The organism is Pseudoalteromonas sp. TP27, assembly GCF_056470645.1.
In genome coordinates this window covers 135,359-154,412 of record NZ_JARDAK010000007.1, presented here as the reverse complement: position 1 = coordinate 154,412, position 19,054 = coordinate 135,359, and the positions used below count along the sequence as shown (strand labels likewise).

Here is a 19,054-nt window from a genome sequence, read left to right as displayed (position 1 = left end):
CTTAAATGTTGTCTACTGACTGGCCTGTAAGGGCCTTTTTAATTGATGCATCCATTCTACGCGATGCAAAGTCGCTACTCGCATTATCGACTTTTTCGATAGCTGCTTTAATTTCGCCAGGCTCTTGTGCATTTTCGCGCACTTTTACCAGTTCTGCAATTTCAGCGCGTAAGTTAGCCAGTTGCATATCATCAAGCAATGCACCATCGGCTGCAAGTGATGCATTAAGCGCTTCTATTACACGCAGTGCTTCTACTTGTTGCTCTTTGAGCATACGTGCTTGCATGTCGCCTTTTGCGTTGCTCATTGACTCTTTTAGCATATTAGCTACTTGGTCATCAGATAAGCCAAACGAAGGCTTCACTTGAATCTCAGCTTGTACACCTGTTGATTTTTCCATAGCTGAAACACTTAATAAGCCATCAGCGTCAACTTTAAAGGTTACACGAATATGCGCAGCGCCTGCCGCCATTGGTGGAATACCTTTTAAGCTAAATTTAGCAAGCGATCGACAATCATCAACAAGCTCACGTTCACCTTGCAGCACATGTAATGACATAGCTGTTTGGCCGTCTTTAAACGTCGTAAATTCTTGTGCGCGTGCTACCGGAATCGTTGTATTGCGCGGAATGATTTTTTCAACCAAACCACCCATCGTTTCAAGACCTAACGATAGCGGTAATACATCAAGTAATAACATGTCAGAATCTGGCTTATTGCCAATTAACACGTCGGCTTGAAGCGCGGCACCTAGAGCAACAACACGATCGGGGTCGATTGAAGTAAGTGGTTCTTTATCAAAAAAGCTTTGTACTTGGCTACGTACCAGTGGCATACGGGTTGAACCGCCTACCATAATAACTTGCAGTACTTCGTCGTTTTCTATGCCAGCATCTTTTACAGCACGACGACACGAGCGCAGCGTTTTTTTAACGAGAGGCATAGCCATTTCGTCAAACATTTCGCGTGTTACTTCTACTGTATATTTTTGATCGTCAAACTCAAGACCCACGTTTACTTTTGCGTATTGGCTTAATGCTTCTTTACACGCTTTTGCTTTATTGATGAATAAACGTAAAACTGAAGGTGACAACGCTGACACTCCAGTTTGCTGCTTAAAGTAATCAACTAGTAGTGAGTCAAAGTCATCACCACCAAGGCTTGAATCGCCGCCCGTTGCCATGACTTCAAACACACCTTGGTGCAGTCTAAGTACTGAGATATCAAACGTACCGCCGCCTAAATCGTAAACGGCAATAATACCTTCTTGACCAGAATCTAAACCATAAGCAACCGCTGCAGCTGTTGGCTCATTTAATAAACGTAGTACGTTAATACCAGCAAGCTCTGCGGCATCTTTAGTACTTTGGCGCTGTGCGTCATCAAAATACGCTGGTACTGTAATTACAGCCCCTAAAATTTCTTGGTTGCCAAAACTTTGCTCAGCTCGTGCTTTTAATGCAGCTAAAATATGGCTTGATGCTTTAATTGGACTGATTTTACCTGCCGCAGTTTCTATTGCTAGCGCACCATTGTGCTCACAGAACTCATAAGGTAGTTGGCCATAACTTTGCTCTATTTCAGCCTGAGTTTTACCTAAAAAACGCTTAACCGAAATAAGTGTATTAGCTGGGTCTTGTGTTGCTGCTTGTGCAGCCTCTGCGCCAACAGTAATACCGCCTGCTTGATAACGAACAACCGACGGTAACATAGCCGCGCCAAGATCATCAGTTAACGTGCGGGCTTCGCCACTTTGTACTGTTGCAACTAATGAATTAGTTGTACCAAGGTCAATACCAATAGCTAGTTTATGTTCGTGTGGTGCCGCGCTCTGCCCCGGCTCAGCAATTTGCAATAATGCCATAATGCTCTTTAAACTCGTGTTGCTCGCTTTGCAGCAAGTAATTAATCGTCAAATAAACTGTCTTCAATGCGCTCTAGTTCGTCACGTAATTTATAAACAAATTTCAGTTTACGAATATTGTCTGCGGCAAGTTGATATTGCTGCTCATCGTTACTTGCTAGTTGCTCTGCAAGTTGTGCACTGTACTGCGCGTTTAGTTGCTTAATTTGTTTTTCAAAATTTGCAATCGCAGTATCAGGATCGCTTGATGATGCTAACTCTTCAAGCTCTTCGCGAAGCTCCATTTGTTGCATTAAAAACATTGGATCTTGCAAGGTTTGCTGCTCTGCACGAATATCAACGCCTAGCTCGCTCAACATATATTCAGCACGTTTTACTGGGTGCTTTAATGTTTGTAGCGCATCGTTAATTTCGGCGGCGCTTTGCACTGCCATTAACTTATCGCGGCTGCTCGCATTTGCGTGGCGATCGGGATGCACTGTACGTTGTAGCTCCAAGTAGTGCTTGTTAACTGTTACCAAATCAATATTGTAGTCAACGGGTATTGCAAATAACTCAAAATAGCGCATAACTTCAACCGATAAAATTCAGAAATTAATTTCAAAAATAACAAAGCCCTACATTAACTGGCAGGGCTTATTTATACTACAAAGATATTTTAAGCTTAAACGGTAAAGCTTTCGCCACAACCACACTCGTCTGCTTGATTAGGGTTTCTAAATTTAAACCCTTCATTTAAGCCTTCTTTAGTGTAGTCGAGCTCTGTGCCGTCGATGTAAACTAAGCTTTTAGCGTCAACAATTAATGTGACACCTTTAGCCGCAAAAGTTTCATCGTCTTCGTTTAAATCGTCAACAAACTCAAGTACATAAGCAAGACCTGAACAGCCCGTCGTTTTAATGCCAACGCGCAGGCCTAAACCTTTACCGCGGTTTGCTAAAAATGATTGTACGCGGTTTGCTGCCGCATCTGTCAATGTCACTGCCATGAGTTTCTCTTCTTACTTCGCTTGTTTGCTTTTGTAGTCTGCAATTGCTGCTTGAATTGCATCTTCGGCTAAAATTGAACAGTGAATTTTCACTGGTGGTAATTCTAGCTCTGCACTGATATCAGTGTTTTTAATTGTTGCTGCTTCGTCTAGCGTTTTGCCTTTAACCCACTCTGTTACAAGTGAAGACGAAGCAATTGCGCTACCACAACCGTAGGTTTTGAATTTTGCATCTTCAATAACGCCAGTGGCAGATACTTTAATTTGCAATTTCATTACGTCACCACATGCTGGTGCGCCTACCATACCCGTTGCCACTGACGGATCGTTCTTATCTAGAGTACCTACGTTACGTGGGTTTTCTACGTGGTCGATTACTTTATCACTATAAGCCATTATTCTATCCTCATTACCTGCTAGGGTATGTGCTCACACTATTAGTGGTGAGCCCATTCAACTGAATCTAAATCAATACCTTCTTGATGCATCTCCCAAAGTGGAGACATCTCACGTAGGCGACCGATAGAGTTTTTCATTAATTCGACGGTGTAATCAATCTCTTCTTCGGTAGTAAAGCGACCAATACTAAAACGAATTGAGCTGTGTGCTAATTCGTCGTTACGGCCAAGTGCACGTAATACATAAGAAGGCTCTAAGCTTGCAGATGTACAGGCTGAACCTGACGATACTGCAATGTCTTTTACTGCCATAAGTAACGACTCACCTTCAACAAAGTTAAAGCTGATGTTTACAATGCCAGGTACTGACTGGTCTTGTGTGCCGTTAAAGTATACTTCGTCCATATCAGCCATAATGCCGTCGATTAAACGGTTACGTAATGCGCTGATGTGTGCATGATCTTTTTCGAAATCTTGCTTAGCAATTTTAAACGCAGTACCCATACCCACTAATTGGTGAGTAGCTAGAGTACCTGAACGCATACCACGTTCATGTCCGCCACCGTGCATTTGCGCTTCAAGGCGAGCACGTGGTTTACGACGAACGTAAAGTGCTCCAACACCTTTAGGGCCATACACTTTATGTGCAGAGAACGACATAAAATCAACTTTAAGCTGTTGCACGTCGATTAGTACTTTACCCGCGCTTTGCGCTGCATCTACGTGGAACATAATTTTACGTTCGCGACACATTTCGCCAATAGTCGCGATATCTTGAATTACACCTAGCTCGTTATTAACGTGCATGATGCTTACAAGTACTGTGTCGTCACGCATTGTGTCGGCAAGTTTTTGCAGATCAAGTAGGCCGTTTTCTTCAACGTCCATATAAGTTACTTCAAAACCTTGGCGCTCAAGCTCACGACATGTGTCGATTACAGCTTTATGCTCAGTTTTAGCGGTAATTACGTGCTTACCTTTTTTCTTGTAAAACTGTGCTGCACCTTTAATAGCAAGGTTGTTTGATTCAGTTGCACCCGAAGTGAAAACAATTTCACGTGGGTCTGCATTAATTAAATCAGCAATATCTGTACGCGCTTGGTCAACAGCTTCTTCTGCTTGCCAACCAAAACGGTGTGAGCGTGACGCAGGATTACCAAACTTACCGTCCATTGTTAGGCATTGCATCATTTCTTTAGCAACACGTTCGTCAACAGGCGTGGTCGCTGCGTAATCTAAATAAATCGGTAACTTCATTTCTCTCTCCGCTGCAGGTCAACCTTAAAGTTGACAGCTTACTTGAATGTTTTCCAACTGCTTAATTGCATTATTGATACTGTTATCTTGGCGCGATGCTATTTCTTTCACATCTGATTTTTCCACCAATTCAGCAAGGGTAATATTATTCAAAAATTCTTCTATGCGTGCGCTTAAGTCTGACCACAAGTTATGTGTTAAACAACGCATACCACTCTGACAGCCGGTATCGGCACCTTGGCAACGTGTTGCATCGACCGATTCGTCTACGGCGCTAATAATATCGCCAACAGAGATAACGCCCGCTTCACGTCCGAGTAAATAACCACCACCAGGTCCACGAACAGAACTTACTAGGCCATTTTTACGTAAACGAGCAAATAATTGTTCAAGGTAAGACAAAGAAATTTCTTGTCTTTGTGAAATATCAGCAAGGGCTACAGGACCTACACCTGTGTGTAGTGCAACATCCAGCATAGCTGTAACGGCATATCTGCCTTTTGATGTTAACTTCATAACGCCCCCTGCACAAAAGAGTGCAAATTTTAATTACCAGAGTAAATTAGTCAAGTATTATCACTTGATAAAAATTTGATTTAGAAACTCTTACTTTTAAATTGTAGAGTTAACAAATTTTTAATACTTGACCTCTTTGGTCAAGTATTACAGCCATTGTAATTACCTGAGTATTTTAGTCAAGTATTAGCTAGTTATTTACCCTTTGGTTTTTATAACTAATAGCTATACCTAAGTTACTTAGGGATAGCTTTATTAATTGAAGTAAGAATACCGCGTAAAATATTCATTTCGGCATCTTCAGGGTGGGCGCGGTTGAACAAACGACGTAATTTAGTCATAACTAAACCAGGGTGTTGTTTGATGATAAAACCGGTTTTGAAAAGCGTGTCTTCAAGGTGATCATAAAACAGCTCTGTTTGCTTTGAGCTTGGGTAAACTGCGTCGTCTTCTTCAACCTTTTTAGGTTGTTTATTCAAAAATGCCATGCGCGTTTCGTAGCTAAGCGTTTGTACGGCCATTGCTAAATTAAGCGAGCTATAATCTGGATTAGCAGGAATACATACATGGTAATTACAAAGCTGTAATTCTTCATTAGTTAATCCGCTGTTTTCACGACCAAATACTAGCGCTACAGGTCCATTTACGGCTTCAGCAACGAGTTTTTCACCACATTCACGTGGTTCAACCATTGGCCACGAAAGTGTGCGAGAGCGCGCGCTTGTACCAATCGTTAACGTACAGTCAGCAATAGCTTCTTCAACGGTACCTACAATAACTGCGTTACCTAAAACATCAGTTGCGCCTGCAGCAAGTGCACTGGCTTGGCTATCGATTTCGCAGGCAGGATCAACTAAATAAAGTTTTGATAAACCCATGGTTTTCATGGCGCGAGCCGCCGAACCAATATTGCCGGAATGTGATGTGTTAACTAAAACAATGCGAATATCGTCTAAGATCATTACTGTGCTACTTTGCTATGCCAAAAAATTGCGCAAATTCTAACATGAAAATGTAATAAGATCCTAGATCCTAATAAAAGCGCGGCATAAAGCCCCGCCTACAAATACCACATAACCCGTAGGCGGGAGTTTACCTCGCGCAGATCTTACGAGTTTACCTCACACATAAACAAGCGCGGCATAAAGCCCCGCCTACAAATATCACATAACCCGTAGGCGGGAGCATAAAAAAGCGCGGCATAAAGCCCCGCCTACAAATACCACATAACCCGTAGGCGGGAGTTTACCTCGCGCAGATCTTGAGAGCATAAAAAAGCGCGGCATAAAGCCCCGCCTACAAATATCACATAGCCCGTAGGCGGGAGTTTACCTCGCGCAGCTCTTGAGAGCATAAAAAAAGCGCGACATAAAGCCCCGCCTACAAATAACACATAATCCGTAGGCGGGAGTTTACCTCGCGCAGCTCTTGAGAGTTTACCTCGCGCAGATCTTACTGACATAAAATACAACAATACTGTGACATAGTAGATAGCATAGTTCAGCTCAATTAAACCAGTTTCCATTACGTTGACACAATTATTATTTTCCGCTGCAAAATTTGACAGATTGCTAGCTGGGCGGCTTAAAAATTGCTGCCCATCCCTCCTTGAGTGAGTAACAACCAAGAGTTATTAGGTTTCTCAGCATAGCTACGGCTCACATGACAATCGACATTACCAGCAATAGTTATAAACGAACTTTTATTACCAACCGAAGCCACCAACCTAATTTCCACACTCTGCATTATATCAAACAGTCTTCCAGAGTAAGGCTTTGGAGGACTTGATGAATCTGCATAAATTTCAGACACAACAATTCTGTTTTTATCACGACTCATGTGTCCGGAGGATAATTTTAAATGCTGCGATGTTGAATCGCCCCGTGTTTGCCAGAGACTCAATAACTTGAGAAACTGGAACGATGATAAAATCAAATCGCTATACATCAGAATTTCGTGAACGTGCAATTAGGCTTGTTACTATACAACAGCATGAATATCTCTCTCTTTGGGCTGCGCTAGTATCGATTTAAACTGGGGTGTACTCCAGAAACACTTAGAGCATGGGTTAAGAAATCTCAAGCTCAACCGCCTAAACCACTTTCTAAAACTCACTCAGCTGAAGAGCGACTTGCTGCTTTAGAGCGTGAGAATAAAGAATTAAAATGAACGAATGATATTTTGAGGTAAGCTGCCGCTTTTTTCGCCCAAGCGGAGCTCGACCGCAAATAGAAATAAGCGTGACTTTTATAGATGGGTGTCGTGAGCATTACAGCGTTCAATCTATCTGATCTGACAGACAACTAAGCCACTTGCGCAGTCGTAGAGGCGTCAAATAAAAAGTGCAGCTATTCCCGATATTGCAGTCGTTCACATAATTGTATTGTTATAACTACAGTGCTTACGGCAGCTGGCTTTTTCTTAAGGTCAACTGATCAGCTAAAAGCTGACATATATTCTCTACCTTTATGGTCTATAAAACTAAAAAACACCTATTAATAGGTGTTTTTTAGTTTTGCTAGGTGTCTTACCGCGTCGTTACGCTGCTTTAAAACAATAAACAGCAAGTTTGTTACCGTCTAAGTCACGTGTGTAAGCTGCATAGGCATGAGGTGCCCAATCGCGAGTACCCGGTGCGCCTTCATCAGGACAACCCGCCGCTAAAGCTGCTGCGTGAAAGGCATCGATAGCTGCTCGGTTTGGTGCTTCAAAGCTAACCATAGTGCCGTTACCCACAGTTGCAGGTTGGCCGTTGACAGGTTTTAGGACGAAGAAAGAAGGTGCGTCTACGCCCCAAATTGAACCATTTTCGCCTAAGTCGGCAATTCGTTTAAGACCAATGATACTTAAAACGTTGTCGTAGAAGGCGCGAGCTTTGTTTAGGTCGTTAGTGCCAAGTGTTGTATGTGTATATATGCTCATTTTGTTGCTCCGTATATAAAAGTTAATGATTTTCATATCGAATATAGCTAATAAATTTTGTTTAAATGGCTACGGTTCGTTTCGATGGAGGTATCATATACCTTTTCTTTTAAGTTATAATGCCGCAAAATGTAAAATCACTTTTACTGTGTTGTAATAGTTATTTATTTAGGTATAGCAGTTGAGTCATCTGCAGGTAGACTAAGATTAACCATAACTAATACACAAAGACGGATAAGCAACTAATTGAAATTTATGGGGAGGATTGATTTACTGGTTAGTATATTTGGCAGTAGCCAAATGTTAAACTGCCGCCAACGTAAACATGCCTTTGATTTTATAGGAGATAATCCGCTTTGAAACTAGCTTACTAAGCTGATTGTGCTGGCACGATATAAATAACATCAAAGCAGCTGCTCAGCCAAGTAATCTACCAATAACCTTATTCTCGGTGATAAATGACGATTTTGTGGATAGACCGCCCATATACCTTCATCAGGAGCTCGGTAATTGTCTAATAAAGACACTAGTTTACCGCTTTGTAGATGCTCCTCAATATAATAATCGGGTAATTGTACTATTCCTAAGCCTTTCAAAGCCGCATCGGTTAAACAATGGCCATTATTATAGCGTAGCCGTCCTTTTACACGGACACTTTTTTCTTTGCCTAATTCGCTAAAGTGCCAATAATCAGCTGTGCCTAATAAACAGCTATGTTTACTAAGCTCAGATATAGAATGGGGGATGCCATGGGTGTCTAGATATTGAGGAGATGCACAAACATAGTTGCTACGTGTGCCTAATTTTTTTGCCATCATTGACGAATCACTTAACTTGCCTAAGCGAATAGCTAAATCATAGCCGTCTTCTGATAAATCGATTTGTCGGTTGCTTAAATAAGCCGACACTTCAATATCGCTATGGCGCTTTATAAAGTTATTCACCAGTGGCAATATGCGTTGCTCGCCATAGGTTACCGGAGCGGTTAATTTAATTTTACCTTGCGGCTTTGACTGTAAATTAGTTATTGCACGCTCTGCAGCATCTAAGCCATCGAGCACGCTGCGACAATGTTGATAAAAAACTCGTCCTTCTTCCGTTAACGATACTTTGCGCGTGGTACGGTAAAATAACTTTATATTAAGGCGTTTTTCTAAAGCACTGATTTGACGGCTAACTTGCGCGGTCGATATCTCCATTTTCTTTGCAGCCAAAGTAAAACTTTCATTTTCGGCGACATAAACAAATTCGCTAATACCTTCCCATTGCATGGTTATTACCTATATGTACAAGTGATTTTACAAATTAACATATTATACCAACCTGCATAAATCTTTGATCAATTTAACGAATTAAATTGCACTATAACGTCGTTAAAAATTTTTTATTTACGACTGCATGGATGCAGGAGGTAGAGCAATGCAGGGAGCAATTGCCGAGAACAACTAGGGCGTGTTGATCTTTGTGGATTGAAATTTGTTCAATCTAGGGGCGATTTAATCGCGGCGCGAGGTTTGTAACCTAGTGGGCTCGGTAACTGCTCCTGCGTTACCCTACTGGCTTACATCCCTGTAAGAATAAGTAAAAACCGAGCAAAGCTTCCGCGTCCTGCTCACGCCCCTTACCTATGACATCCATGTAGGCAACAAAGAGTTAATCGTCCCTAGAAAGAACCTAAAGGGCAGCGCATGTTTGGTCTTTATGCTGCGTTATCGCCTATTTATGGGGGATACCACACTACATAGGCTCCGCCTTGCCTAAAAACCAAACAGTCTGCTGCAGAATTAATCACGAAAGGTCAACACGCCCTAGATACAAAAATTATTGCCTAGTTCTAGCGTAATTTTCTTAACGTTAAATAGACCCCATATATAAGCAGATTGGTATTATCATCTTTTAGGAGCCAAATATAATAGCTGCATCAAAACAAGTTTGCCATGACTTGCTTAAGTAAAGGTTAAACCTACTTAATACATAAATAAAGCATATACCGGCTCCATCTCAATATGCTCCGAAACTGCATCTTGAAGTGGAACGTGTATAAGTAAGTATAAGCAAAGTTAAATAATTTGCCGTATTGCTAGCGCAGTTATTACAGTACATAAAATATAAGAGGACGAAGCGATTAGTTGGATATTTCTTTTGTTAGGGGTTATTGCTGAAGCAATGTCTCATGTGGCATTAAAAGTAACCGATGGCTTTGCCAAACCAGTTGCTAGTGCGCTAGTCTTATTAGGACACTTAGCGGCATTTATGTTTTTAGGGCAAGCGATGAAAGGTATGCCGATTGGTATTGTGCATGCGTTATGGGCAGGGCTAGCCATTATAACCGTGACGTTATTGTCTACCGTTATTTACCGTCAGCATCTAGACTTAACAACATGCCTTGGAATGGCATTAGTCGCTATTGGCATTGCCATGATTAATATTTCTCAAGGACACAGTCATTAAGCAAAACAAACGTGTGTCTCTCGCTAATCTATAAGTATGTAAAGAGGCGTTATAGGTAATAATGCTGCCTTATTGTTACCTAATGGTAAAAGTTAATTACCTATTAGGTGTATTATCATCATTAAGTCAGAAGAGTAAACTAGCTTCATAGTATAAGTTAGCCTTTGTAAGAAACGATTAATATATCAACAATTAAAAAGTGAGATTGAATATGTCAGATAAGTTTATTAAATCAAAAGCCGCGATTGCTTGGGGTCCTAATCAGCCATTATCAATCGAAGAAGTCGATGTAATGCTACCTCGCAAAGGTGAAGTGTTAGTGAAGGTGATTGCCTCTGGCGTATGTCATACCGATGCATTTACGCTATCAGGTGATGATCCAGAAGGCATTTTCCCGGTTATTTTAGGTCACGAAGGTGGCGGTATTGTTGAGCAAATTGGTGAAGGTGTTACCAGTGTTCAGGTAGGCGATCATGTTATTCCTTTATACACACCAGAGTGTGGCGAATGTAAATTTTGTTTATCGGGTAAAACCAACCTATGTCAAAAAATTCGTGAAACACAAGGTAAAGGCTTAATGCCTGATGGCACTACACGTTTTTATAAAGACGGCCAGCCAATCTTCCATTACATGGGTTGTTCAACATTCTCTGAATACACGGTATTACCTGAAATTTCGTTAGCTAAAGTTAATAAAGAAGCGCCATTAGAAGAAGTTTGTCTACTTGGTTGTGGTGTTACTACTGGCATGGGCGCGGTAATGAATACCGCGAAAGTTGAAGAAGGCGCAACGGTAGCTATCTTTGGACTTGGCGGTATTGGTTTATCAGCAGTTATTGGCGCAACTATGGCGAAAGCGAGTCGTATTATTGCTATTGATATCAACGAAAGTAAATTCGAATTAGCGAAAAAGTTAGGTGCTACTGATTTTATTAACCCAAAAAATTACGACAAGCCGATTCAAGACGTGATTGTTGAAATGACTGATGGTGGCGTTGATTACTCATTTGAATGTATTGGTAACGTAAACCTAATGCGCTCAGCTTTAGAGTGTTGTCATAAAGGTTGGGGCGAATCAGTAGTTATTGGCGTGGCTGGTGCAGGACAAGAGATATCAACCCGTCCGTTCCAATTAGTGACTGGTCGTGTATGGAGAGGCTCAGCATTTGGTGGTGTTAAAGGTCGTACTGAATTACCTGATTACGTAGAGCGTTACTTAGCAGGTGAATTTAAATTGAGTGACTTTATTACGCATACTATGGCGCTAGAAGACATCAATGAGTCGTTTGATTTGATGCACAGAGGCGAAAGCATCCGAACTGTTATTCATTTTGACAAATAAGCGTATTTTTGCTCAGTAAAATACATTTATTTAAGTAATCATTAACTAGGGTTTGTTGATCTTTCAAGGTTAAATTTGCAGCAGTTTGTTTGGTATTTAGGCAAGGCAGAGCCTATGCAGTGTGGTTATTCCCCATAAATGGGCGATAACGTAGCATTAATGACAAACAGGCGCTGCCCAAAGGGTTCTTCCTAGTGGTTATTTACTCTTTGTTGCCTACATGGATGTAGGTAAGGGGCGTGAGCAGGACGCGGAAGTTTTGCTCGGTTTTTACTTATTCTTACAGGGATGTAAGCCAGTAGGGTAACGCAGGAGCAGTTACCGAGCCCACGAGGTTACAAATCTCGCGCCGCGATTAAACAGCCCCTAGTTTGAACAAATTTTAATCCACAAAGATCAACAGACCCTAATCAAAAGCTCTCTTAAGAGAGCTTTTTCTATCCTTTTGAGACTTTAGCATGACAATAGAGAATATCAGTGTAAACAAAAGCTTTGGTGGTTGGCACAAGCAATATAGCCATCAATCGAAAACATTAAATTGCGCGATGCGCTTTGCTATTTACTTGCCACCACAAGCCTCAAATGGTGAAAAAGTACCGGTGTTGTATTGGCTTTCGGGCTTAACATGTACCGATGAAAACTTTATGCAAAAAGCCGGTGCACAGCGTATGGCTGCCAAATTAGGTATTGCTATTGTAGCACCCGATACTAGCCCTCGTGGTGAAGGGGTTGCTAATGATGAAGGTTATGATTTGGGCATAGGCGCGGGCTTTTATGTTAATGCCACTCAAGCACCTTGGAATCGTCATTACCAGATGTACGACTACGTAGTGAATGAATTACCGGCCATTATTGAAGCCTCATTTCCGGTATCAAATAAACGTGCTATTAGTGGCCATTCAATGGGTGGACACGGTGCATTAACTGTTGCGATGTTAAACCCAGAACGTTATAGCTCAATGTCGGCGTTTAGCCCGATTTGTAACCCTGTAAAAGCGCCTTGGGGCAAAAAAGCTTTTACTGCTTATTTGGGCAAAGACAAAACAGCGTGGCACAACCATGATGCAAGTGAGTTGATGCGCAAAGCAACGCAGTTTATTCCCGCTAAAGTTGACCTAGGTGGCGCGGATGACTTCCTTACCGAGCAGCTAAAGCCTGAAGCATTAGAAGCCGCAGCAAAAGTTAATGGTTACCCGTTAGCGTTGGCTATTCATGAAGGTTATGATCACAGTTACTATTTTATCTCATCATTTATTGAAGAACATTTACGGTTTCATGCGCAGCACTTAAGTAAATAGCGCTAGATCCAACTGTATTAGAACCAACTGTCTAGATTGATATTTTAAAGGAAAGCCTTCTTGTCCGATTTATTACAAACTCGTTTGCAACACCTCAAATCACCTAATGGCTTAGCACTTTTAAGCCAGGTTCAACGGGGAATTGAAAAAGAAGGCCTAAGAGTTACACCAAAAGCTTTGATAGCACAAACCGGCCACCCGGAGGCTCTTGGATCCACATTAACGCACAATAGTATTACGACAGATTACTCGGAAGCGTTGCTGGAATTTATCACTCCTGTGTGTCAGCAAGTTGATGACACTATCGACTACTTGAGTGATTTGCATCATTTTACCTTGCGCCACATGCCGGATGAATACCTTTGGCCTGCCAGTATGCCCTGTCGCCTAGAGGGAGAAGCGAGCATACCTATTGCCCAATATGGCAGCGCTAATATCGGTCAAATGAAACATGTTTACCGCCAAGGCTTATCGTATCGTTATGGCCGGACAATGCAAGCGATAGCGGGCATACATTATAACTTTTCAATGCCTGATAGCTTTTGGCCTTATTGCCAGCAAGTTTGGGGGGAACAAGGTGATGTGCAAGCGTTTAAATCGCAGCGCTATTTTGACTTGATCCGTAATTTTCGTCGTCATTCGTGGTTATTAGTCTATTTATTTGGCGCCTCGCCGACTTTGGACAATAGCTTTATGGGGGATAAAAAGACCGATAAGTTAGACACATTCAGCAAAAACACTCTTGGCTTACCGTTTGCCACTTCGCTTCGAATGAGTGACTTAGGCTACCAAAGCGAAGCGCAAGCAAATTTAAATGTTAGCTATAACAATTTAGATAATTATGTCGACGATATTACCAAAGCAATTGCTAAGGTTTACCCTGCTTATGAAAAAATTGGCATTAACGTTGACGGCAGCTATCGTCAACTTAATAGCAATGTGCTGCAAATTGAAAATGAATATTACAGCGAAATTCGCCCTAAGCGCGTAACACAGTCAGGCGAACAACCGATAGTGGCACTTAAAGAACGGGGCGTTGAATACATTGAAGTCCGTATTCTTGATACTAATCCATTTTTGCCAGTGGGTATTGATGCGCAACAGATCCGCTTTCTCGATGTGTTTTTGTTGTATTGCCTTTTGTCTGAAAGTGCAGCATTGAGCGTTACGGAATCGGATGAAATTAAAGCGAACCAGCAGCGTGTTGTTCGTGAAGGACGAAATCCTAAATTAATGCTGACGCAAAACGGCCAACCTGTTGCATTTAAAAAGGCCGCGAACGGGTTATTGACACAGTTGCAGCCAATAGCAGATTTACTCGATAAAGCCCATGTGGGGCAATCTACTGATGCGATAAACGATAAAAGCCAAACGCACAGCCAAGCCCTAATTGAGCAAATAGCTAAGGTCGGAAATAGCGAATTAACACCGTCAGCTATGATGATGGCCGCGGGTAAAAATGGTGATGAATTTATCGACTTAATGCTAGCACAAGCTAAGCTACATCAAACTTATTTCAGTGAACGTGGCTTATCTAGCGCAATAGAAGCACAGTTGCAGCGAGAGACGATTAAGTCCATACAACAGCAGAAATTACTTGAAGCGAATGATGTTATTACATTCGAGCAATTTCTTGCTCAGCAAAATGCTCGATAAATGCTTAAACTGATAACTAAAATTGGTATGCCGTGTTCGCTTAGTAAGCGCACAGACGCTTGATCTCTCCCTAATAAAGCTAAATCTAATGTTAAACCGGAGGCAGTCATGATTGTATTATGTCAAAGTATGGTTGCAGCGACACTTGCCCTGGGGATAAACCAATTTGTTTTTATGCTTAAACCATTGCCGCTTTTACATAAACATCAAAACGGTTCTTTTTGGTTTTAATTTGCATACTTGGGGTTTTATCGTTTAAGAATGGAGCATAATCCGGGCGTTTTACAACGACACGTTTACTAGCAAGTGGGTAGGCAAAATCAAGTAAGTCGTCAGCGTCGTTGTCTGCACCAACTAGCTCTTGAAATACGCGCATTTCTTTTTTAACTAATGCTGACTTTTCGCGGTGCGGAAACATGGGATCCAAATACACAACATCAGGCATGCTTTCGCATTGTTCGAGTAGAGTATGGCTTGAGCCAAATATGAGGCTCATGTTTTCTTGCATCCACAGGCCTATCTCAATATCGCTATAGGCTCGCTTTAAACCATCGTATAAAAGGGCTGCAACTACGGGGTGGCGTTCATGTAATATAACTTTGCATCCAAGAGATGCAAGTACAAAGCCGTCTCGCCCTAAACCAGCGGTTGCATCTAGTACAACAGGCGTTGCACCTTTATTTAAGCCCACCGCTTTGGCAATAGCTTGCCCTTTACCACCGCCAAACTTGCGCCTATGGGCGGCAGCACCTGTTACAAAATCAACGTTAATAGCACCTAGCTTAGGCTCGTCGGTTTTAAACAAGCTTAATCCTTTATCATCGTAATGTAAGCTAAAGCCACTGCAATTTTGTGCCCATTGGGCTAAACCAAAGCGTGTTTCTAATTCATTTAAATAAGGACGACACTCTTTAAAAGCACACTGAATAACCACAATAAACTCCGACGATAAAATACGCCTGTAGTATATCAACCGCTTTACTTTAAAGCACTAAAATAGCTCTATATCACTATGATGATTAGTATTAACCTTAGTTGCTTCTGCTTTACTACGTAAATTAGATATAAGCTCATTGCGGCTTTCGGCAACTTGTTTAAGCTGATACTTGATAAACGCCAAATCACTATTAGCCGATACAAACAACTGCATTGTTTGATCCAATTGAGATATGTATAAAGTGAGATCCGCAGAATTTGCTTGTGTTTGTTGTAGCTTAATAGCGCAGTCAAGTTCATGTAGCTGCTCTATAAACACTTTAGTACTTTTGTTTTGCTCCACATTTTGAGTGGTTAACTGCTTAACAATATCTTGAAGGGCTGTACTTATTTGAGCTGCTTGCTCATAACTGCTCTCGCTTCTTTCCATAGTCACAACCTTTTCGTTGGTCGCTTCTAATATATACGGAAACAGATCTTTGTAGCGCCCATATAAAACATCGTTATCAACGGGCATATTTTTTATCAAAAGGGACACTTTGGGATAATTAATAATAGTGCTGCTACCAATATCAACAAATCGTTTGGCATGTCTATGTTGCTCAAGCAACTCTTGCTCTAACGGGCAAACACCACTTTGTTGGCTATAAAACATACCTTTGCTTTGATACCAAAACACAACCACAACATCTAAATTTAATGGAGCAAAAAATGCTAAAAAAAACTCACTCAACGATTGAAAGTTATTAGCGTGATAACTTTGTCCAACGTAGCGCATTATACGCCCCATATCGCCTGACTCTGTTATTGCCATTTCTGCAGTTTTATTCGCTTTTACTATATCTAGCTTTAGCTTTGCACATTTTTGTCTGTACTCACACAGCACTTTTATACGCGCTATTAGCTCTTCTGTATTAAAGGGTTTAGTGATGTAATCTGATGCGCCGACGCTGTAACCTTTTACCCGATCGCTTAGCTCAACTTTTGAAGAAAGAAACATAACGGGAATATCTTGAGTGTTTTCATTCTGTTTTATTGTTTTACATACGTCATAGCCCGACATACCTGGCATTTCAATATCGAGTAAAATAATATCTGGATTATATTTATTGGCTAGCCTTAATCCTTCGTCGCCATTTTTTGCATGAACTATTTTATAAAACCCTGCTAAAGACTCTTCAATTATATGATGAACATATTTGTCGTCATCAATTGCCAATACCAACTTTGCCATGCCTTAGTCCATTTTAATAGGTGTGTTGAAAGCATAGTACGACAGGATAAAATTACTAAAAATTATTAGCTAATAATTTACAAACAATAAAAAAGCGCCATTAAGGCGCTTTAATTTGGTATGTGCTAAATGTCTACTTTTTAAACGGAAATACCGCTGTGACGTAGTAAAGCGTCAACATTCGGTTCACGGCCACGGAACTTTTTAAATAACTCCATTGGCTCTTCGCTACCGCCTTTTTCTAAAATGTTTTGCATAAAGGCTTGCCCTGTTTCGGCGTTAAAAATACCTTCTTCTTCAAATTTAGAAAATGCATCAGCAGAGAGTACTTCAGCCCATTTATACGAGTAGTAACCTGCGCTATAACCGCCCGCAAAAATGTGGCTAAAACCATTTTGAAAACGGTTAAACTCTGGCGGTTTAACGATTGATGTACGGCTACGTACGTCGTTTAATATCGCTTGAATTTGACACGATTCATTTGCTACATAATCATTATGTATTTTAAAGTCGAATAGCGAGAACTCAATTTGACGCAGCATTTGTACGCCTGAATTGTAATTTTTAGCGGCAAGTAACTTATCAAGTAACTCTTTAGGTAATGGCTCACCCGTTTCATAATGGCCCGAAATAAAGCTCAGGGCTTCTTCGTCGTAACACCAGTTTTCTAAAAACTGGCTAGGAAGCTCTACCGCATCCCACGCTACGCCATTAATGCCAGCCACTGGCGCGGCATCCACTTGTGTAAGCATGTGGTGAATACCATGACCAAACTCATGAAATAACGTAGTTACTTCATCATGAGTAAACAGCGCAGGTTTGTCGCCAACCGCTTTATTAAAGTTACACACTAGATAAGCCACTGGAGTTTGTAGTTCGCCGTTGGCACGTACTTTACGGCCCATACAGTCGTCCATCCACGCACCACCGCGTTTGTGGTCGCGTGCATATAAATCAAGATAAAAGCGACCACGTAACGCGCCACTGCTATCTACAATTTCAAAAAATCGTACATCTTTGTGATAAGTATCAAAATCGGTAACTTCTTTTACGCTAATACCAAATAAGCGGTTAACGGTTTCGAATAAGCCACTTAGTACTTTATTTGCTGGGAAGTAAGGACGTAGTACTTCGTCTGAAATGGCATACTTTTCTTGCTTAAGCTTTTCGCTGTAGTAACCAAAATCCCACGCTTCTAATTCAGAGATACCGTGTTTTTGCTCAGCATAGGCTTTTAGCTCTGCCACTTCTTGCTCAGCTTGTGGTTTTGATTTAGCTGCTAGGTCTTCTAAAAATGAGAATACTTGCTCTGGTGTTTCGGCCATTTTAGTCGCTAGTGACTTTTCAGCGTAGCTGTTAAATCCTAGTAACTGTGCAAGTTCATGACGAAGCGCAAGCTCCTCTCTCATGATGCCTGAGTTATCAAACTCACCGGCATTAGGGCCTTGATCTGATGCGCGCGTAGAAAACGCAGTATAGGTTTCTCTGCGTAGTTCGCGGTTATCTGCGTAAGCCATTATTGGTAAATATGATGGAAAATCGAGTGTAAATAACCAACCATCTAATTCTTTACTTTTTGCTGTATCGGCTGCAAGTGCAAGAGCTGATTCTGGCAAGCCTGCTAAATCACTTTCGTCAGTAATGTGTTTGTGCCACGCTAAAGTCGCATCCATTACATTGTTGCCAAACTTTGAGGCAAGTTCTGATAAACGTGCACTAATTTCACCGTAGCGTGTTTGCTGATCCGGCGCTAGTGCAATGCCCGATAATTTAAAATCACGCAGTGCATTAGTAATTGTTTTTTGCTGTGCTGTAGTCAGCGTTTTAAATTCGTCGCTGTTATAAAGCGTATTGTACGCGTTGTATAAACCTTGATGCTGCCCTACAAATGTCGAATATTCAGATATTAACGGTAAGCACTGCTCATAAGCCTCGCGTAATTCGTCGTTATTCATTACTGAATTTAAATGCGATACAGGGGAGAACATGCGCGATAATTTATCGTCAGCTTCTTCAAGGGGTAATACTAAGTCATCCCACGTGTACGAGCCTTTCGCTAGCACGTCATCAATGGCTTTACGACAAAGCTCAATACCGTCTTTTAGTGCTGGTACTACGTACTCAGGCTTTATTTTTGAAAATGGTGGTAAGCCTTCAAGGCCAATTAGTGGGTTGCTCATAAATACTCTCTT

Annotated in this window: 17 protein-coding genes and 1 other annotated feature; of the genes, 5 read left to right on the top strand and 12 right to left on the bottom strand. The window is 41.4% G+C overall.

All coding sequences use genetic code 11. The features are described 5' to 3' along the window. Window position 1: 1 nt before the first annotated feature. From hscA to trmJ, 7 genes are all read right to left on the bottom strand, one after another. Entirely contained in the window at window positions 2-1,864 is a 1,863-nt protein-coding gene (hscA, locus tag PX700_RS10700; RefSeq protein WP_415637853.1) for a Fe-S protein assembly chaperone HscA, read from the bottom strand. A 41-nt stretch (window positions 1,865-1,905) separates the two neighbouring features. Beyond that, complete coding sequence (hscB, locus tag PX700_RS10695) at window positions 1,906-2,433, bottom strand: co-chaperone HscB (protein ID WP_415637852.1); 528 nt, start codon at window positions 2,431-2,433, stop codon at window positions 1,906-1,908. Between the two features lie 95 nt (window positions 2,434-2,528). Continuing rightward, window positions 2,529-2,852 carry an iron-sulfur cluster assembly protein IscA gene (gene iscA, locus PX700_RS10690; RefSeq protein ID WP_007377674.1) on the bottom strand — a complete coding sequence of 108 codons (324 nt, stop codon included), beginning with the start codon at window positions 2,850-2,852 and terminating at the stop codon, window positions 2,529-2,531. Window positions 2,853-2,864: 12 nt separating this feature from the next. Further along, a complete protein-coding gene (gene iscU, locus PX700_RS10685; protein ID WP_002958426.1) occupies window positions 2,865-3,248 on the bottom strand; it encodes a Fe-S cluster assembly scaffold IscU in 384 nt (127 codons plus the stop codon). Between the two features lie 41 nt (window positions 3,249-3,289). Further along, window positions 3,290-4,507 (bottom strand): IscS subfamily cysteine desulfurase, encoded by a 1,218-nt coding sequence (locus PX700_RS10680; protein ID WP_002958425.1) that lies wholly within the window; start codon window positions 4,505-4,507, stop codon window positions 3,290-3,292. A 24-nt stretch (window positions 4,508-4,531) separates the two neighbouring features. After that, the gene (gene iscR / locus PX700_RS10675; RefSeq protein ID WP_002958424.1) at window positions 4,532-5,023 is read right to left on the bottom strand and encodes a Fe-S cluster assembly transcriptional regulator IscR; all 492 of its coding nucleotides are present in this window, start codon (window positions 5,021-5,023) and stop codon (window positions 4,532-4,534) included. Between the two features lie 236 nt (window positions 5,024-5,259). Further along, on the bottom strand, window positions 5,260-5,985 hold the full coding sequence (gene trmJ, locus PX700_RS10670) for a tRNA (cytosine(32)/uridine(32)-2'-O)-methyltransferase TrmJ (protein ID WP_415637851.1): 726 nt from the start codon (window positions 5,983-5,985) through the stop codon (window positions 5,260-5,262). A 1,072-nt stretch (window positions 5,986-7,057) separates the two neighbouring features. On the opposite strand from trmJ, the gene PX700_RS10665 reads away from it, so the two are divergent. Then, complete coding sequence (locus PX700_RS10665) at window positions 7,058-7,192, top strand: hypothetical protein (RefSeq protein ID WP_415637896.1); 135 nt, start codon at window positions 7,058-7,060, stop codon at window positions 7,190-7,192. Window positions 7,193-7,218: 26 nt separating this feature from the next. Next, window positions 7,219-7,343, top strand: a sequence feature (AL1L pseudoknot). Between the two features lie 218 nt (window positions 7,344-7,561). On the opposite strand, the gene PX700_RS10660 is transcribed toward PX700_RS10665, so the two are convergent. Together PX700_RS10660 and PX700_RS10655 are read right to left on the bottom strand one after the other, a co-directional pair. After that, window positions 7,562-7,945 carry a VOC family protein gene (locus PX700_RS10660; RefSeq protein WP_415637850.1) on the bottom strand — a complete coding sequence of 128 codons (384 nt, stop codon included), beginning with the start codon at window positions 7,943-7,945 and terminating at the stop codon, window positions 7,562-7,564. A gap of 404 nt (window positions 7,946-8,349) precedes the next feature. Further along, window positions 8,350-9,216 carry a LysR substrate-binding domain-containing protein gene (locus tag PX700_RS10655; RefSeq protein ID WP_415637849.1) on the bottom strand — a complete coding sequence of 289 codons (867 nt, stop codon included), beginning with the start codon at window positions 9,214-9,216 and terminating at the stop codon, window positions 8,350-8,352. A gap of 853 nt (window positions 9,217-10,069) precedes the next feature. Between PX700_RS10655 and PX700_RS10650 the strand changes: the two genes are divergently transcribed. From PX700_RS10650 to gshA, 4 genes are all read left to right on the top strand, one after another. After that, window positions 10,070-10,396 carry a DMT family transporter gene (locus tag PX700_RS10650; RefSeq protein WP_415637895.1) on the top strand — a complete coding sequence of 109 codons (327 nt, stop codon included), beginning with the start codon at window positions 10,070-10,072 and terminating at the stop codon, window positions 10,394-10,396. 211 nt (window positions 10,397-10,607) lie between these two features. Then, window positions 10,608-11,738 carry an S-(hydroxymethyl)glutathione dehydrogenase/class III alcohol dehydrogenase gene (locus PX700_RS10645; RefSeq protein WP_415637848.1) on the top strand — a complete coding sequence of 377 codons (1,131 nt, stop codon included), beginning with the start codon at window positions 10,608-10,610 and terminating at the stop codon, window positions 11,736-11,738. Between the two features lie 458 nt (window positions 11,739-12,196). Then, window positions 12,197-13,036, top strand: coding sequence for an S-formylglutathione hydrolase (fghA, locus tag PX700_RS10640; RefSeq protein ID WP_415637847.1), 840 nt, complete (start codon window positions 12,197-12,199; stop codon window positions 13,034-13,036). Window positions 13,037-13,096: 60 nt separating this feature from the next. After that, complete coding sequence (gshA, locus tag PX700_RS10635; RefSeq protein ID WP_415637846.1) at window positions 13,097-14,692, top strand: glutamate--cysteine ligase; 1,596 nt, start codon at window positions 13,097-13,099, stop codon at window positions 14,690-14,692. A gap of 178 nt (window positions 14,693-14,870) precedes the next feature. On the opposite strand, the gene PX700_RS10630 is transcribed toward gshA, so the two are convergent. From PX700_RS10630 to prlC, 3 genes are all read right to left on the bottom strand, one after another. After that, entirely contained in the window at window positions 14,871-15,626 is a 756-nt protein-coding gene (locus tag PX700_RS10630) for a class I SAM-dependent methyltransferase (protein WP_415637845.1), read from the bottom strand. 57 nt (window positions 15,627-15,683) lie between these two features. Further along, complete coding sequence (locus PX700_RS10625) at window positions 15,684-16,862, bottom strand: response regulator (protein WP_479520682.1); 1,179 nt, start codon at window positions 16,860-16,862, stop codon at window positions 15,684-15,686. 140 nt (window positions 16,863-17,002) lie between these two features. After that, entirely contained in the window at window positions 17,003-19,042 is a 2,040-nt protein-coding gene (gene prlC, locus PX700_RS10620; RefSeq protein WP_415637843.1) for an oligopeptidase A, read from the bottom strand. Window positions 19,043-19,054: the final 12 nt, after the last annotated feature.

What these genes read in the sequence shown, in the direction of transcription:
- PX700_RS10645 (WP_415637848.1), top strand. Translation starts at nt 10,608, where the DNA reads ATGTCAGATAAGTTTATTAAATCAAAAGCCGCGATTGCTTGGGGTCCT.
- fghA (WP_415637847.1), top strand. Translation starts at nt 12,197, where the DNA reads ATGACAATAGAGAATATCAGTGTAAACAAAAGCTTTGGTGGTTGGCAC.
- hscA (WP_415637853.1), bottom strand. Translation starts at nt 1,864, where the DNA reads ATGGCATTATTGCAAATTGCTGAGCCGGGGCAGAGCGCGGCACCACAC.
- hscB (WP_415637852.1), bottom strand. Translation starts at nt 2,433, where the DNA reads ATGCGCTATTTTGAGTTATTTGCAATACCCGTTGACTACAATATTGAT.
- prlC (WP_415637843.1), bottom strand. Translation starts at nt 19,042, where the DNA reads ATGAGCAACCCACTAATTGGCCTTGAAGGCTTACCACCATTTTCAAAA.
- iscU (WP_002958426.1), bottom strand. Translation starts at nt 3,248, where the DNA reads ATGGCTTATAGTGATAAAGTAATCGACCACGTAGAAAACCCACGTAAC.
- trmJ (WP_415637851.1), bottom strand. Translation starts at nt 5,985, where the DNA reads ATGATCTTAGACGATATTCGCATTGTTTTAGTTAACACATCACATTCC.
- PX700_RS10680 (WP_002958425.1), bottom strand. Translation starts at nt 4,507, where the DNA reads ATGAAGTTACCGATTTATTTAGATTACGCAGCGACCACGCCTGTTGAC.
- iscA (WP_007377674.1), bottom strand. Translation starts at nt 2,852, where the DNA reads ATGGCAGTGACATTGACAGATGCGGCAGCAAACCGCGTACAATCATTT.
- PX700_RS10625 (WP_479520682.1), bottom strand. Translation starts at nt 16,862, where the DNA reads ATGGCAAAGTTGGTATTGGCAATTGATGACGACAAATATGTTCATCAT.
- PX700_RS10660 (WP_415637850.1), bottom strand. Translation starts at nt 7,945, where the DNA reads ATGAGCATATATACACATACAACACTTGGCACTAACGACCTAAACAAA.
- PX700_RS10655 (WP_415637849.1), bottom strand. Translation starts at nt 9,216, where the DNA reads ATGCAATGGGAAGGTATTAGCGAATTTGTTTATGTCGCCGAAAATGAA.
- iscR (WP_002958424.1), bottom strand. Translation starts at nt 5,023, where the DNA reads ATGAAGTTAACATCAAAAGGCAGATATGCCGTTACAGCTATGCTGGAT.